The organism is Mycobacterium sp. JS623, from assembly GCF_000328565.1.
In the GTDB taxonomy this organism is placed as follows: domain Bacteria; phylum Actinomycetota; class Actinomycetes; order Mycobacteriales; family Mycobacteriaceae; genus Mycobacterium.
The window spans coordinates 1,885,798-1,900,572 of the sequence record NC_019966.1; the positions used below are offsets into that span (position 1 = coordinate 1,885,798).

Annotated in this window: 15 protein-coding genes and 2 pseudogenes; 13 read left to right on the plus strand and 4 right to left on the minus strand. The window is 62.2% G+C overall.

The annotated features are described in order from the left end of the window. Window positions 1-66: 66 nt before the first annotated feature. The 4 genes from MYCSM_RS09135 to MYCSM_RS09150 all read left to right on the plus strand — a co-directional run bounded on the left by MYCSM_RS09135 (window position 67) and on the right by MYCSM_RS09150 (window position 5,584). Window positions 67-480 carry a hypothetical protein gene (locus MYCSM_RS09135; protein WP_015305862.1) on the plus strand — a complete coding sequence of 138 codons (414 nt, stop codon included), beginning with the start codon at window positions 67-69 and terminating at the stop codon, window positions 478-480. Window positions 481-580: 100 nt separating this feature from the next. After that, the gene (locus tag MYCSM_RS09140; protein WP_015305863.1) at window positions 581-2,341 is read left to right on the plus strand and encodes an ATP-dependent nuclease; all 1,761 of its coding nucleotides are present in this window, start codon (window positions 581-583) and stop codon (window positions 2,339-2,341) included. Between the two features lie 5 nt (window positions 2,342-2,346). Further along, the gene (locus tag MYCSM_RS09145) at window positions 2,347-3,780 is read left to right on the plus strand and encodes a UvrD-helicase domain-containing protein (RefSeq protein ID WP_015305864.1); all 1,434 of its coding nucleotides are present in this window, start codon (window positions 2,347-2,349) and stop codon (window positions 3,778-3,780) included. Window positions 3,781-4,507: 727 nt separating this feature from the next. Next, a complete protein-coding gene (locus MYCSM_RS09150; RefSeq protein ID WP_015305865.1) occupies window positions 4,508-5,584 on the plus strand; it encodes a tyrosine-type recombinase/integrase in 1,077 nt (358 codons plus the stop codon). Between the two features lie 29 nt (window positions 5,585-5,613). Here MYCSM_RS09150 and MYCSM_RS35855 read toward each other — a convergent pair. After that, window positions 5,614-6,236 (minus strand): annotated as a pseudogene (locus tag MYCSM_RS35855) (RES family NAD+ phosphorylase). Then, entirely contained in the window at window positions 6,233-6,580 is a 348-nt protein-coding gene (locus MYCSM_RS09155; RefSeq protein ID WP_015305866.1) for an antitoxin Xre/MbcA/ParS toxin-binding domain-containing protein, read from the minus strand. The pseudogene MYCSM_RS35855 and the gene MYCSM_RS09155 overlap by 4 nt, the downstream one beginning before the upstream one ends. 46 nt (window positions 6,581-6,626) lie before the next feature. On the opposite strand from MYCSM_RS09155, the gene MYCSM_RS37755 reads away from it, so the two are divergent. Then, window positions 6,627-7,235 carry a helicase C-terminal domain-containing protein gene (locus MYCSM_RS37755; RefSeq protein WP_198345016.1) on the plus strand — a complete coding sequence of 203 codons (609 nt, stop codon included), beginning with the start codon at window positions 6,627-6,629 and terminating at the stop codon, window positions 7,233-7,235. 224 nt (window positions 7,236-7,459) lie between these two features. On the opposite strand, the pseudogene MYCSM_RS09165 reads toward MYCSM_RS37755, so the two are convergent. Next, a pseudogene (locus MYCSM_RS09165) lies at window positions 7,460-8,453 on the minus strand (zinc-binding dehydrogenase). Between the two features lie 287 nt (window positions 8,454-8,740). Between MYCSM_RS09165 and MYCSM_RS09170 the strand changes: the two are divergent. The 7 genes from MYCSM_RS09170 to MYCSM_RS09195 all read left to right on the plus strand — a co-directional run bounded on the left by MYCSM_RS09170 (window position 8,741) and on the right by MYCSM_RS09195 (window position 12,967). Then, window positions 8,741-9,916, plus strand: coding sequence for an aromatic ring-hydroxylating dioxygenase subunit alpha (locus MYCSM_RS09170; protein WP_041313630.1), 1,176 nt, complete (start codon window positions 8,741-8,743; stop codon window positions 9,914-9,916). After that, complete coding sequence (locus MYCSM_RS38120; protein WP_015305868.1) at window positions 9,909-10,094, plus strand: hypothetical protein; 186 nt, start codon at window positions 9,909-9,911, stop codon at window positions 10,092-10,094. The genes MYCSM_RS09170 and MYCSM_RS38120 overlap by 8 nt, the downstream gene beginning before the upstream one ends. Further along, on the plus strand, window positions 10,022-10,171 hold the full coding sequence (locus MYCSM_RS35860; RefSeq protein WP_083906263.1) for an oxidoreductase C-terminal domain-containing protein: 150 nt from the start codon (window positions 10,022-10,024) through the stop codon (window positions 10,169-10,171). Before MYCSM_RS38120 ends, MYCSM_RS35860 begins: the two co-directional genes overlap by 73 nt. Before the next feature lie 22 nt (window positions 10,172-10,193). After that, a complete protein-coding gene (locus MYCSM_RS09180; RefSeq protein WP_015305869.1) occupies window positions 10,194-10,763 on the plus strand; it encodes a 3-phenylpropionate/cinnamic acid dioxygenase subunit beta in 570 nt (189 codons plus the stop codon). A gap of 79 nt (window positions 10,764-10,842) precedes the next feature. Next, window positions 10,843-11,694: an alpha/beta fold hydrolase gene (locus MYCSM_RS09185; RefSeq protein ID WP_041313633.1), complete on the plus strand. Its 852-nt coding sequence runs from the start codon at window positions 10,843-10,845 to the stop codon at window positions 11,692-11,694. Further along, a complete protein-coding gene (locus tag MYCSM_RS09190) occupies window positions 11,691-12,524 on the plus strand; it encodes an SDR family NAD(P)-dependent oxidoreductase (protein WP_015305871.1) in 834 nt (277 codons plus the stop codon). Before MYCSM_RS09185 ends, MYCSM_RS09190 begins: the two co-directional genes overlap by 4 nt. Continuing rightward, window positions 12,521-12,967, plus strand: a complete 447-nt coding sequence (locus MYCSM_RS09195) for a hypothetical protein (RefSeq protein WP_015305872.1) — start codon at window positions 12,521-12,523, stop codon at window positions 12,965-12,967. The genes MYCSM_RS09190 and MYCSM_RS09195 overlap by 4 nt, the downstream gene beginning before the upstream one ends. Here the strand turns inward: MYCSM_RS09195 and MYCSM_RS09200 are convergent, their stop codons facing one another. Continuing rightward, the gene (locus MYCSM_RS09200; RefSeq protein ID WP_015305873.1) at window positions 12,968-13,744 is read right to left on the minus strand and encodes an IclR family transcriptional regulator; all 777 of its coding nucleotides are present in this window, start codon (window positions 13,742-13,744) and stop codon (window positions 12,968-12,970) included. Between the two features lie 100 nt (window positions 13,745-13,844). Between MYCSM_RS09200 and MYCSM_RS09205 the strand changes: the two genes are divergently transcribed. Beyond that, entirely contained in the window at window positions 13,845-14,480 is a 636-nt protein-coding gene (locus MYCSM_RS09205; RefSeq protein ID WP_041313640.1) for an XRE family transcriptional regulator, read from the plus strand. Window positions 14,481-14,775: the final 295 nt, after the last annotated feature.

Here is a 14,775-nt window from a genome sequence, read left to right on the forward strand (position 1 = left end):
GTGTTTTCACACAACCTCAACCGGCGGCGGATCACAAAGCGTAGCGATGATGAGGGGGACAGGGCGATGCACAACTTCAACCTGGACGACGTGGAACGATTTGTGAAGGTGCTCGACTTGGAAGTGCCGTGGGCACATTCCTATGCAGACATGCAGCCGGGTAGGACCGATCGGGATCGCCGCGAAAACTATCGCCGGGCGGCTACAGGAGCAGCTCTTAACGATCTGCCCGCTGATCCGCTGTGGTGGGCATTCCGCATCGGCGTGTCGAAGGCCGGTCGATCACTTGACGTGGATAACGTCGCAAAGACGATCATCGATGCCTTCTGTGCTTGGCAGATCGCGCGCGACCACTCCGCCTATTCGCATTTGGGGCTCTACCCGAACGACACCTTCGACCACGTGCGTGTTCTCCAAGTCGTCGGGCAGCGTGGCTCAGTCGATTCCACGCATATCGAGATATTCGCGTGCGTAAGGTAGAGGTCATGTCGAATAGGCCACCTCAAAAACGCACCGTTGAGAATTTCATGCCCTAAGTTAGAGCTTTGTGGCATAATGGATTTCGTAATCAGAGGCACATATGCGTATTCGTCGAGTAGATATCGAAAACTTCCGCGGCATCAAGAATCTGAACTGGATCGCCCCAAAGGATCGGGACTTCGTGTGCCTCGTGGGCCCCGGCGATAGCACCAAGACTACAATCCTCGAGGCGATGTATTTGGCGTTGTGCGAGCGTTATTCACTTTCGCTGTCGGATGCGGACTTCTACGACGCAAACGTTGAGCAGCCAATCACCATCCGCGTGACGATCGATGATCTGTCGAACGAGGTGATGAAGCACGGCGTCCTCGGTATGGAACTGAGCGGCATCAAGGACGATGGCGAGCTGACTCACGATCCTGCGGACGCTGACTCGACCTGTGTCGTCATCCAATTGAAGATCGATGCGGACCTGGAGCCGGTGTGGTCAGTTTATCGCGAGGGCGGAAATGAGCCGTTTCCGCAGATAGGTGTTGGTGCCCGAAAAGCGTTGGGAGTTTTCAAAGTAGACGAGCGAATTGATGGGCACCTCCGTTGGACTCGTACGTCGGCACTGGGTCGGATGACGGAGGCCGTACACGGCACATCAGGGACGCTTGCAGCAGCCACCCGCGCATCGCGAGATGCCGTTGCGGGGTCGATCTCTGAAGACTTACAGGCGCTGACCGGGAGGGTGCAAGAGCGCCTGAATTCGCTTGGCAGTGGGAACTTTTCAGCCCTGAAGCCTGGTCTCGACACCTCGCTGTCCTCGTCGGCGGGTGTGTTGGCACTATACGAGGAACGGGTTCCGCTCACCAGTTACGGTCTGGGTACTCGTCGGCTGGCAGGCATTGCAACACAGCAATTAGCGTTTGCGCACAAGACAATCCTGATGATCGATGAGATTGAGTATGGTCTTGAGCCGCATCGGCTTGTGTACTTGCTCCACCATCTGCGGAACTCAGGTCAAGTTGCTCAGGTATTTGTCACGACCCATTCACCTGTTGCTGTCGAGCAGTTGACGGCATCTGATCTCTGTGTTGTCCGCTCTGATGGCGACGGAAATATCTCAACGCATGACTTCACCGCTAGACCAAACCGAGCGCAAGCAGTTCTTCGCTCGAATCCATCTGCGTTCCTGTCACGCAAGGTGATCTTCGGTGAAGGCAAGACCGAGTACGGGCTTCTTCTCGGTCTGGTCGATCTTTGGAATAAGGAGCGAGTTGACGCCGGAGAGACTCCGGCAGCTGGATTAGGTGTCGCTATCGCGGATGGAGGGGGCGGATCGAACGCAACTCGACGCGCGCGCCTTCTGACCGAAGCCGGTTACGACGCAGTCGTTCTCATGGACAACGACGATCGTTCGGTAGATAGTGAGGTAAACAAGGCTTCACGCGAGGGCGTGACTATCCGTAGATGGAACAGCGGCCACGATACGGAGCGTGAGTTGGTCGCCACTCTGACGGCTGCACAGCTCACGGTGATCTTGGAAATCGCTCTTGAGCATCGTATGAATCAGCAGACTGTATTGCAGGATCTCCACAACCAGGACAGCAGCGGTGCCAACCTCGACACACTCGACGTGAGCGAATGGATCACCGGCCACGGGTTCACTCTTGTCACCGCGCGAGCTCTAATTGCTTCCGCGGCAAAGGAGTACGCGTGGTTTAAGAATCCGTATCAGGGTCGGCGGTTGGCGGAGTGGATTGCAGGTAATCACGATGTACTGGCGGGATCGACCTTGATCACTGTCATTGATCAGTTGTATGAGGACGTGTTCGGCGCTGAGTCGGAGGAGACCCGTCCAGAGGTGGACTGGTAGTTGCGATGGATGCAGCGCTGCGCAATGAGGCGACGCTACTACTGCGGCGAATGCCATTCTCTGTGGAGATGCCCGCAGGTACGGGCAAGACCCAGCTGATCGCTGCCATGGCAGGAGTTGCGGCGCATGACGGCTCGGCTTCCCTCATCCTCACCCATACGAATGCCGGTGTTGCAGCCCTGCGAAAGCGATTGAAAGACTTTGGAGTTCCTCAACGGATGGTTCATGTCGACACTATCGCTAGCTGGGCGTTCGAGCTTGTGCGTCACTATCCAGACCTCGCAGGAATCAAGATCGCACCAGTTCCCGACTGGACACAGACACCTGAATATGTCAGTGGTGCAGCGAATGTCGCGCAAGCAAGAGCGATCAATCGAATGCACTCCGCGAGCTTCGCGTACTTGTTCGTTGATGAGTACCAGGACTGCAACCTTAACCAGCACGATCTAATACTGGAGATCGCGTCCGCGATTCCATTGGCCGCGGTGTTTGGGGACCGCCTGCAGGGGATCTTCGACTTTGCGGGTGAGACTCTGGTCGACTGGGACGAACATGTCTTCCCGAGCTATCCACTCCTCGATCGTGAGCACACAGCTTGGCGGTGGGCAGGCCACAACGCGGAGCTTGGACAATGGCTCCTTGACGTTCGGTCACAACTCGTTTCAGGTGCGACTCTCGATCTATCTCAGACTTCGGTGCCGGGACTCCAATGGCTGGCTTCGAGCCATCAGGCGGTGGCGGATGCAGCCTATGGGTTCACGACGTTCGAAGAGTCGGTTTTGATTCTCAATCAGTGGCGATCTGACAACGCTAGTACTGCAGGGCGATTGGGCGGAACATACGCCGTCATGGAAGATCTCAACGGCCGCTTCATGCACGAAAGTCTCGCTACTCTCGAATCGTCCGACCCGGATGGTTACGCGCTCTGGTTGGCCTACTTCGCGAAGAGTTGCTTCTCAGGCTTTGGCGAGATCAATCAACCGATCCTCCGTCGGTTACAGCGCGGCGAAGGCTTAGAGGGGTTGAGCCGTCGCGGACTTGAATCCACTCTCGCGGCTCTGGAGGCTCTTGCAACGAAGCCGTCGCTACGAAATCTCGTCACAGCGATGAGGGCGATCGAGTCGGCGCGGGAAGGCAGACTCTATTGCATCGAGGCGTGGCGGGACACACTCGCCGCTATAGAGGCGGTTGTGCTGAATCCGGGTGAGAACATGCGGGCCAACCTCTCGATGATCCGGGATCGGCTTCGGTACACAGGACGTCGCAGGCAGCAGCGCATTGTGTCTCGAACACTCCTGGTCAAGGGCCTTGAATATGACCATGCGATTCTCTGCGACGCCGACAATATCGGCAGTGTACGAAACTTCTATGTCGCAATTACCCGACCGCGGAAGACGCTTACGATCCTGAGCCGATCGCCAACTATCCGTTTGAGATAATGTGCTTTCCGCTGGTTGGGTATGGAAAACACTTTCCTTTTCGCGTCATCGAGTGTCACTGCCACCCGCGTCGCGGGCGGAGCGGAACGCTATGGTCGCGGAGTGCGGTTGCGATAGTCGTGTGCAACACGCCATATCTGGCGCCAAGCCACGCCAGTGACTTGCCTTCGACGTAGAGCACTGCGGCTTCGCTGACTTCCTCGGCATCCAGACCTTGCCTTGCGAATGTTGACACCCTGCTCGCGGAGGACGGTGGCGACTCGCGTCTTGGAGATGCCGTAGTGCGTACCGATCTGCTGGGTCGTCTCACCAGCTCGGTAGCAAGCAACGATGTCAGCGGTGTCTTGAGGGGTCAGATGGCGTTTCGAACGGGTTTTCGGCTTGTCTTGATACAATAGGGATTGTCGAGGTGAAGATTCGCCAATCCGTTGTCGCAGGTCAGACCATTTTCTCGACATGTGCGCAAGGTTCGAGTTTCTTCCTATCGCCTCCACGACGACGGCCGTACTCGAACCGGTGCCGCCAAAGTCAGCCGTTTTCAGTTTCGAGGGCTTCTTTCGTCCTTGGCAACCAGTCGCCCGCAGAATCCGCCGCAAGGCGGGCTAAACGTTCTCTCGTGAGGGGGTTCGATAGTTCTCCCCTTAGGCCCACAAAGAAACCGCAGTTCAGAGGCACTTTTGGACGTTGCGTCGGGATCGGCGTAACAGTTCACCGAACATCAAGGGTTGTGGCAAGCATCCACGCCCAGAAGAACCGCGCTGGGAACACCTACCGCGTGCTGTGGCGCCAGGATGGCCGCCAGCGCTCGCTGACCTTCGAAAATCTGCCTGCCGCAGAGCGTTTCAAGACGCTGCTCGAAGACCACGGTCCCGACGAGGCGCTGCGGATCATCGAGTTCGACGAGATCGGGCGCCATGTCCCGACGGTCACCGAGTGGCTGAGCAGCCACATCGACAATCTGACCGGTGTGCAGCCGGCGACCCTGGCTCGTTACCGCACCTATGTCGCCCGCGATATCGACCCGGTGTTCGGCTCGATGCCGGTGTCGGCGGTCACCGAGACGACGATCGCGAAGTGGGTGAAGCAGCTTGGTGGCAGCGGCAAGACGATCGCGAACAAGCACGGCTTTCTTTCCGGAGCGCTCAACGCCGCGGTACGGGCCGGGGTAATCGCCTCGAACCCGTGTCAGGGTCGCCGCCTGCCGCATACGCGTGTGGAGGAGACGGTGTTCCTGACGCCCGAGGAGTTCCGGCTGCTGCGTGATCACATCGAAGGTGATCGCTGGAAGAACCTGGCGACATGGTTGGTGACTACCGGTATGCGCTTCTCCGAAGCGACCGCATTGAACGCGGCCGACATCGATACCGATGCGAAGACCTGTCGAATCAATAAGGCATGGAAGTACTCCGGTGATTACCGGCCGCAGATTGGGCCGCCGAAGACGAAGAAGTCGATTCGCACCATCAGCTTGCCGCCGGCGGCGCTGGAGGTCATCGACTTGACCGCGCCGGGTCTGTTGTTCACTAACGGCGCGGGCAATCCCGTTCGTGCCCAAGAGTTCTTCAACGGCGGCTGGAAACCCGCCCGTGAGGCTGCGAGGAGGGCGGGGCTGACCAAGTCGCCGCGCGTGCACGACCTACGACACACGTGTGCCTCGTGGATGATCCAGGCCGGCGTCCCGCTCCCGGTCATCCAGCAGCACCTCGGTCATGAGTCAATCCAGACCACGATCGGTGTATACGGTCACCTCGACTGGCGCAGCGCCCAAGTGGCCGCCGACGCTATCGGGTCGGCGCTGAGCTGACACCCGATCGGGCGTGTTGCGCGGTTGGGCTATGTGGTGCGTCTGCGCCGGATTTCCTCGGCGCCATGGCTTCCCAGCGTTTTGAGCAGCCGGCGCACAGCGTCTGGGACGTCTTCATGGGGTCGTATGAGCGGGAGAAGGTCTGCGAGTCGTGGGGGAGGTTGACGTATCTGTGATCGCTCGGCGGCGACGTGGGGCAGTGCGTGGGCGAAGACCGCGAGTGTTGTGCAACCGGGGAGTCCGGCTGCGGGCGCGAGTACGGCGTCGAATCCGGCATCGCGGGCGGCGGTGGCGATGGCCTGGGTGATGGTGCAGTCCTCGGAGAGTCGTCGGCGTCGACGCCCAGGTGCGATCGTGTGGCGGGATCGGTCAGGTCGAGGACGTCAAGGTCGACTGATACACGACCTACGCGGCGGCGTACTTCGAATGGGTCGACTCCATCCTCGACGAAGTGGCGAAAGAACTCCGCCCAGGCGCCCTGCTCGCGGTTGGATGCATACCAGACGCCCGGCTCGCCGGTCTGGTGGTAGCGACCGGGTCCGCGGGCGGGATCTACGCAGGAGGTCAGTGGATGGCGAGTGGGGCCTTGATGCCAGAAACTACCGGTCAGCTTTCGCCGCGGTGCGGTGGCAACCGCATCGGTTGGGCTCAAACGTAGGAGCCATCGATGAAGGATTCAGCGGCGCGGCGGACATCCTCGTAGTGGTCGTCAGCAAGCAAGTCAACGGGGCGCGCGCCGTCGAGGATGCGGTTTTTGGCGTGCAGCCACTGGCCAACGCCTCGTGGGGTCAGGGAGTCGGAGAGCAGAAGGACAAGGTCACGAAGCTGGGCCAGTCGGTCATAGCGGTCTGGGCGGATGTCGCCGGTGCGCCAGCCGCGGACCGCGCGGTCGGAGACTTGCGTAACCGCGGCAACGTCGAGCTGTGTGACGCCGAAGGGTTTCAATGCGTCCACGATCTCGCTGGCCTCGACGGCCCGATCCAATGCAGCGGCCATCCCGAAACCTCCAGCACTTCCGGTTTCACTACCGCTTATGCTACCGGTGCGTGCGACGGGTGACAACGACCTCGCCACCAATCGGCTTGCCGCCGAACGTCTGTCCGACGGTGCCCGCACCGTCTTCGACGGCGACTACCTCACCGAGCACATCACCCTGGGCTACGCCACCACCGTGCACGCCGCCCAAGGCGTCACCACCGACACCTGCCACGCCATCCTCGGCGAAGGCGCCTCCCGCTCTATGGCCTACGTCGCCATGACCCGCGGCCGCCACACCAACAACGCATACCTCTACCAAAAGCTCAATCACGAAGCCGACCACCACCACGCCACACCCATCGCCGCACCACAGATCCACCAACTACACCGCGGCACCAAATCCACCGCCGCGCAGGCATTCCGCACCCTCCTGGCCAACGACGACCGACCCACCACCATGCAAGCACACGCCGAACACACGCCGACTGAGCTCCTCCCAGACATCGTCGCAGAGACCCTTGAGCGCAACCAGCAGCGCCGCAGCACGCGCCGAACGGTCTGGAAGGAACATCTCAAAACCATTGATGCCTGGCGCACCGGATACCAACGCATAGCTGCCGCGACCACCCGCTCAGCCGAAATCTTCGTAGAGACAGGTGGACTGGAACTCTGACCGCCCGCGATCGAACGCTCTGCCTAGAGCTGATCTCACTTTGCCGGATCCGGCCGTGCGTGGCTGGTAGTGGGACCCGCGAGACGAACAGTTCGGCCAGCGCGGAATCGGCCTCCAGGTGAGGCGGCGGCATCGATTACCGCGTCGACCCGGGCGAGGGTTTCGGGGGTCGGGGTCGTTCTTACCGATGAGCGGCGAGTGTGATAGGCCAACGACGGCGGCGATCATTTAGGTGCCTCAGTCTCGGATGACGGATGGATGACGATCTTTCCCATGACGTCGCCGTCGAGCATCTGTTGAAAACCCTTGTGGATGTCGGCAAGTGGCAAGGTCCGGTCGATCACCGGCCGGGTTCCGATGGCGTCGAGCAACCGCGGCAATGCCTCGAGCTCGGTACGCGTAGCACCTGTGGAGCCTAGGATTCTCAGCTGCACGTAGAAGATGCGTCCCAGGTCTGCCGGCGGATTCATCCCGGTGGTCGCGCCGGCGATCACGACGGTGCCGCCCGGGCGCACCGACTTCAGCGAGTGCGACCAGGTGGCTTCACCGACTGTCTCGATAACGACATCGACCCGTCCAGGCAGTCGTTCCCCGCTGGGCACCGCTTCCCGTGCGCCCCAACGCAGCGCTTCGGTGCATATGGCCTCGCTTCGACTGGTGGTGTAGACGACGGCGCCCGCGGCCACCGCGAGTTCGATGGCGGCCGAGGACACCCCGCCGCCGACTCCCTGCACCAGGACACGGTCACCGGCCTTGATGTTGGCCTGGGTGAACAACATTCGGTAGGCCGTCGTCCACGCCACCGGCAGGCAAGCCGCCTCATCGACGGTCAGCCAGGGCGGCATGGCGACGAGGTTGCGCCGCGGCACCGAGATGTACTCGGCGAATTCGCCGTTGTGCCGCTCGGTCAACAGCGCACGATTGGGGTCTAGCGTCTCGTTTCCGCGGCCGGCGTCGGGGTCGGCGATGACCGGGTGAACATCACCGGGTTTCCGTCCTCGTCGTACCCCGACACGTCACAGCCCAGCACCATCGGCAGGCGTCGGCGGGATGTCCGACACCGCGCAGGGTCCACAGGTCGTGCATGTTCAGCGCGGAGGCCGCCACCCTCACTAGGGCCCATCCGGGCCGGGGTTGCGGTTTGCCGGCACTTCACGGAATTCAAGCCCCTCCAAAGGGTCATGAGGATTTCTGTGAGACAGCAACTGCGGCAAGCACATCGCCAACGTTGGCTGCGTCGTGCCTCGGTTCACAGTCGGTGTGCCGTTGTGCGAAACGGTCGCTTGAATTCGTTGGGCGACCCAAGTCGTGTGGTCCGTATGACTTCCACCATGCACCCGGGCGCCAAGGGCCAGGCACTCACGTCGCCGCCGACCAACACGCTACGACGTCCCGCTGAACTCGAGCGCACTATCGACGTGTCGGGTCTCGTCGACGCCGAGGGTGGGCTGTTGGACCGCGCGTTGTTCACCAATGAACTGATCTACCGGCAGGAGCAGCGGCGGATCTTCGCCACCCACTGGTTGTTCCTCGCCCATACCGACCAGTTCCACAAGCCCGGCGACTTCTTCACCACGTATATGGGTGAGGACCCGGTGATCGTCACGATGGACAAGAACCGCAAGATCCGAGCGTTTCTGAACTCGTGCCGGCACCGGGGGGTGCGGGTGTGCCGTGCGGAACTCGGCGCCACCCGCAGCTTCACCTGCACGTATCACGGGTGGGCGTATGACCTCGAGGGCAAGTTGATCAGCATCCCGAACAAGGAGGGATATCCGGACAGTTTTCAGTCCAGTGATTGGGGTTTGGTCGAGGTGCCGAACGTGGACTCCTACCACGGGTTGATCTTCGGGAACTGGGATCCAGGAGCGAGTAGCCTGCGCGACTCGCTGGGCGGGATGACCTGGTACTTGGACGCGATGCTCGACCACGATCCAGAAGGCACCGTCGTTGTCGGCGGCGTGGAGAAATGGGTGGTGGAGGGCAACTGGAAACTCGCCGCCGAACAGGCCGCCAGCGACTGGTATCACGTGAACATGAGTCACGGCTCGGCGCTGACGGTGCTGGCGGGTGGGAAGCCCAAAGCCGAAGTGGTGCACCGTACTGGGCGGCAGTACGTCGACCCGAGGGGGCACGGGCACGGCTTCCCGGTGCATCCGCGCAACCGGTTCGACAACCAGACCGTACATGAATGGATGGACTACGCCGCTTTGCGGCTGCGGCTGGGCGAGGCACGCGTTGAGGGCCCGTTGACGACCGGGCACGGTACGGTATTTCCGAACTTTTCCTACCTGCCGGTCAACGGGTCGATTCGGGTGGCGCACCCGAAAGGACCTGACCGGATGGAGGTCTGGGCGTGGTGCATCTTGGACAAGTCGATGCCCGAGCATGTGCGGGAGGCGCAGCGCCTCTACAACCTGCGCACCTTCGGTCCAAGTGGAATCTTCGAACAGGACGACGGTGAGAACTGGAGTGAGGCGCAGACCATCGCGCACGGATTCATCACCAACTCCGTCCATCTGAACTATCAGATGGGGCTGGGATCCGAACGCGAAGACGGGCGCCATCCCGGAGTAACCAGTGAACTTTACAGCGATGCCGCCGCGCGCTCCTTCTACGCCCACTGGCGTGACCTGATGAACACCCCGGCGTGGCATGAACGCAAGGGCGCCGATGAGTGAGGGCATCCGCGTCGCCGCCGTCGCCGATATCGCCGAAGGCGAGGGCATCGTCATCGGACAGTCGATCACCGTCGCCTCGGTGAGCAGCCCTACGCGTGCTTCGGATTGCGCGGTGGGCGGGTTGCCGGAGCGGTGGCGGTCGACGACTCGGCGTTTGTTAGGGCCGCGCGCAGGATGATCGACCGCGGCATCACGGTATCCGCGGCCGAACTAGGCGATCGATCGGTAGACCTACGCAGGCTGATCAAACGATGATGACGACACGGAGAGTACGCATATGACCAGCGCGGCAACAATATTGGCCAGCATCGACGGAGCGCGGCGGGCCAGCCACGACATTCACTTCGAGGTTGAGCAGTTCTACTACACCGAGGCTGAGTTGCTCGACGACGGACGCTTCACTGACTGGCTCGATCTGTTGGCCGACGACCTCGACTACTGGATGCCCACGAGAACCAACCGGTTGCGTCGCCAACAGGCGCTGTCGATATCGGCACGCGGCGAGGCCGCGTTCTACGACGAGACCAAGGAAAGTCTGGCCTGGCGGATCCGGCGGTTCGATTCCGGCATGGCCTGGGCCGAGGATCCGCCATCGCGGACTCGGCATCTGGTCACGAATGTCGTGGTGCACCATGTCGATTCGGATCAGGCCAGTGGCTCTGATCTCGCCGCCCGCTCGGCGTTCCTGGTGTATCGCAACCGCCTCGAACGCGAGGTGAACCTGTTCGCGGGGTGCCGCACCGACATCCTGCGTCGCAGCCCCGACGGCGGGTTGAAGGTCGCCCGCAGGGTCATCTTGCTCGACCAGAGCGTCCTGCTGGCCAAGAACATCTCCACCTTCTTCTGAGTCGACAGATTTCCTTCAGACCGACGAGTGAAAGGACGTGCCGGTGGCCAGCACGCAATTCGACACTGAGATCGACGAAATGCCCACGTTGCTCACGCGGACGGTAACCACCTCCTACGGCGACATCGCCATGTCAGAGACCGGCGAGGGACCCGTCCTGGTCATGTTGCACGGCGGCGGCCCGGGAGCCTCCGGTGTCAGCAACTACCACCAGAACCTGCCTGCGCTGGCCAAGACGTTTCGGGTCGTGCTGCCCGATCAGCCCGGGTTCGGCGGCAGCTACCGCCCCACCGAGGCCGACCTCGACGCGCAGTCGATCACCCAGATCTCGGTCGGCGCGCTTTTCGAGGCGCTGGACGCCATCGGTATCGACCGGTTTCACCTGCTGGGCAACAGCCTTGGCGGCGCGGCGGCCATCGCGATGGCACAGGCGCAGCCGGATCGGATCACCGGACTGGTGCTGATGGCGCCCGGGGGTGGCTGGCTGCCATTCGGCCCGACTCCGACCGAGGTGCAAAAGGAGATGTTCCGGTACTACAACGGTGATGGCCCCAGCGAGAAGAAGATGTCGAACTTCATCCGCACCATGGTCTTCGACCACAAGCAGTTCGGCGCCGACGTCGTCAAAGCGCGGTACGAGGCATCGCTGGACCCCAGTCACATCGAGTTCTATCACCGACACAACGCCGCCTTCGGTAAGCGACACGGTATGGATCCGCTGTGGCGTGATCTGCACAAGGTCACCGCCCCCACCCTGCTGTTATGGGGCCGTGATGACCGCACCATCACCCTCGACGGATCTCAAATCATGCTCAAACAGATCCGCAACGTGCAGCTGCACGTATTCGGCAACTGCGGGCACTGGGTGCAGTTAGAGCGCCAGCGCGATTTTGAACTGCTGGTGGCGCAGTTCCTGACGGAGTTGCGTTGACCGGCTGGCTGCAAGGATACGTCGCGCTGATTACCGGCGGGAGTACCGGGATCGGGCGGGCCGTCGCCGAACGATTCATCGCCGAGGGCGCCTCGGTCGCCATCCTCGGCCGCGACCCCGATGCGCTGCACGCCGCCATCGAGGCCAGCGCCGATCCGGCCAAGCTGCACGCGATCAGCGCGGATGTGCGCGATTCGGCGGACCTGCATCGCGCGGTCGGCGAGACCGTTGACCGCTTCGGGAAGCTCGACACGCTAGTGGCCAATGCCGGGATCTGGGATTACCACCGGCAGCTGACCCGGATGACCGGCGCGCAGCTCAGTGCGACCTTCGACGAGTTGTTCGCCGTCAACGTCAAGGGTTATCTGCTGGCCGCTGAGGCAGCGTGGCGGGAGCTGGTCAAGACCCGCGGCAGCATCGTGATGACATTGTCCAACGCCTCGTTTTACGTCAACGGCGGCGGCCCGATCTACACGGCCAGCAAGCACGCGTGCCTGGGGCTGATGCGTGAGTTCGCATACGAATTGGCGCCGAAGGTCCGCGTCAACGGCGTGGCCTGTGGGGCGATGAATACGGCGTTGCGCGGGCCGGCGGCCCTAGACATGCAGGACCGCACACTGGCGGCGTCCTTTGCGAAGAAGAAAGCGGGTGATGCGCCGCCACCGATCCCGCTGTACGACTCGAGCACCGACCCGCGAGATTTCACCGGATCCTACGTTCTGCTGGCCAGCCGCGAGCAGAGCGGACCCATTACCGGACAGGCGATTTCGGTCGACGGTGGTATCGGCGTGCGCGGGTTCGCTTTGGCTGCTGGAGGTGACCATCTGTGAAGCGGCTGTCGCTGGACTTGGGGCCGGGGTGGACGGTCACACCCGGGGAGAAAGACGTCCTCGGCATTATCCGTCGTGATGACGACGGCGAGTGCGTCGAGGGGGTAGCCCGGTATGCCAGCGGCGGTCCTCTGCGCGACGCCTACCCGGTGGGTGCCCATGATGTTGAGATTCGCATCTCACGCCGACCCCCGCCCTCGTCTCGGCTGACTGCTTTCCTCGACGAACTTGGCGTTGCGATTGTGGCCGCAGACCCCGCCTGCCGACGTGTTGTCGTTGCTGTTGCACCCGATGACCTGGCCGCATTCTCGGCGGCGGAGTCGGTGGGCTTTCGCCACGTCGTCGACGTCGACGTTCCCGGTGAGGAATTGAGTCTGCTTGTCCGAGAACCGGAGTGGGTAACTCAGGTGGACGCCGACCTCGATCGAGTGCCCGGCACCTGATCACCCATTGCGGTGCGACTGGCCCATTGTCCGGGAGGCGGAAGCGCAGACACGCCGCAAGCTGTGCGTGAACGGACGAAGGTCGGCGGACACGGGAACCGACACCGACAACGCGGCGATCGGTAACCCGTTGCGGCCGAACACCGGTGCCGCAACGCAGCCCAACCCGGGGCGGCTCTCCTCGTGCTCGGTCGCCACGCCGTCGCGCCTTACCCGATCGAGCGCACCCGTCAATTCGTTGCCATCAGTGATCGAGCGAGTGGTGAGCGCGGCAAGTCGGCCGCCGGTGATCCTCTCCACCGTAGCGGGGTCATAGGCCAACAAGACCTTGCCGACGGCGGTGCAATGTGCGGGTAGGCGCCCGCCGATGCGTGATGGCGCAACCGCGTTGCGATGTCCGTAGAGTTTGGCCAGGTAGACGACATCGGTATCGTGCAGCATCGCCAGGTGCACGGTCTGGTGCGTCGCTTCGAACAGTTCGGTGAGGAAGGGCATCAGCTGGTCGCGCACCCGCTCGTGGCTGCGCGGGTACACCGCCAGGCCCAGTTCGTGTAACCGGGGGCCCAGCCGGTAGCTGGTGCCGATGCGTTCCACCATGGCGTTGCGCTCCAGCATCCCCAACACGCGGTAGGCGGTCGACTTGCTCAGGCTTGCGCGCCGGGCGAGTTCGCTAACACCGACACCGGTGCTGGCCTCGTCTCCGAATGCAACCAGCAGGCTGAACGCCTTGTCGACGGCGGCTCTGTCGTCGGGCACGGAGTCGAGTACGGCTGTCATGACTTCCTCCCGGGGCGTGTGACGGTCGCTTCTATTTGCCTGTTCGTCACTCTTAGTGAACATGATGCAAAACCTGGGGGCGTTCGTCAATAATGACGCTATGACTATTAAAAGTGACAGTACGTCGGGGGAGAACCAGCTCGTCGCCCGTAACGTGCGCCGGTTCCGCCGCGAGCGTGCCATGTCGCTGGGTGAGTTGGCTCGTCGTTCCGGTCTCGCAAAGCAGACCTTGTCCAAAATCGAGCAGGGCACCGGTAACCCGACGGTAGAAACGCTGGCGCTGCTGGGCGCTGCGTTGGATCTTCCCGCCCGGCGGCTACTCACCGAATGGGGCACCCCCGTGTATGTCCAACGCCGCGACGACGGGGTGTGGAGCGGGGGGCCTGAGTGGTCGGAGCGACTACTCGACGAGATCTATGGCTCGGGTTATGTGCGCACACTCGTGCTGCGACTGGAGCGCGGCAGCGCCGAGCCCAAAGCGGTTGATCCGTACCCACCCGGCACCCTTCATCACCTGTTCGTGATCACCGGGAGGCTGCGCACCGGTCCGCTCAGTGAACCGGTCGACGTGGCCGCAGGGGACTTCGTCCGATTTCCAGGCGACGTGGCGCACCACTATGTGTGTCTAAGTGATCGAGTGACTGCGCATGTGGTGACCACGTTGCCTCAAATCCGCCAGATCGGCCCCGTCATTTCGACCGGCCGCGGCCGCAGCGACGACGAAAATCCTGCATAGCACCGGTATTCGGGTCGCAAGCCGGGCTAAGCGCTAGACGTTCCACGCGAGCCGGCCACGAAGCTCCTCTGTGAGTAGCAACGATTACGACGTTGAGCACCCCTCAGCGAGTACCGCCAATCTTGGATAGGCGCTGGCAGACCTCGGGCGCCCTGTGGTCCGCGCACAAGCCCCTAGCCCGGAGTCGGTGTGCGCGGACGTTGCCGATGCACGGCCAGGTCGCCAAATCTGGTGCGGCCAAGACGAGCGGCACGCGCTGACTGTCCGATCCGGGATTAGGTGAGAGTGCTGGTGG

Coding starts and splice junctions, on each gene's coding strand:
- MYCSM_RS09135 (WP_015305862.1), top strand. CDS start 67: ATGCACAACTTCAACCTGGACGACGTGGAACGATTTGTGAAGGTGCTC.
- MYCSM_RS09140 (WP_015305863.1), top strand. CDS start 581: ATGCGTATTCGTCGAGTAGATATCGAAAACTTCCGCGGCATCAAGAAT.
- MYCSM_RS09145 (WP_015305864.1), top strand. CDS start 2,347: ATGGATGCAGCGCTGCGCAATGAGGCGACGCTACTACTGCGGCGAATG.
- MYCSM_RS09155 (WP_015305866.1), bottom strand. CDS start 6,580: ATGGCCGCTGCATTGGATCGGGCCGTCGAGGCCAGCGAGATCGTGGAC.
- MYCSM_RS38120 (WP_015305868.1), top strand. CDS start 9,909: ATGAGTGAGGGCATCCGCGTCGCCGCCGTCGCCGATATCGCCGAAGGC.
- MYCSM_RS09180 (WP_015305869.1), top strand. CDS start 10,194: ATGACCAGCGCGGCAACAATATTGGCCAGCATCGACGGAGCGCGGCGG.
- MYCSM_RS09185 (WP_041313633.1), top strand. CDS start 10,843: ATGCCCACGTTGCTCACGCGGACGGTAACCACCTCCTACGGCGACATC.
- MYCSM_RS09200 (WP_015305873.1), bottom strand. CDS start 13,744: ATGACAGCCGTACTCGACTCCGTGCCCGACGACAGAGCCGCCGTCGAC.
- MYCSM_RS09205 (WP_041313640.1), top strand. CDS start 13,845: ATGACTATTAAAAGTGACAGTACGTCGGGGGAGAACCAGCTCGTCGCC.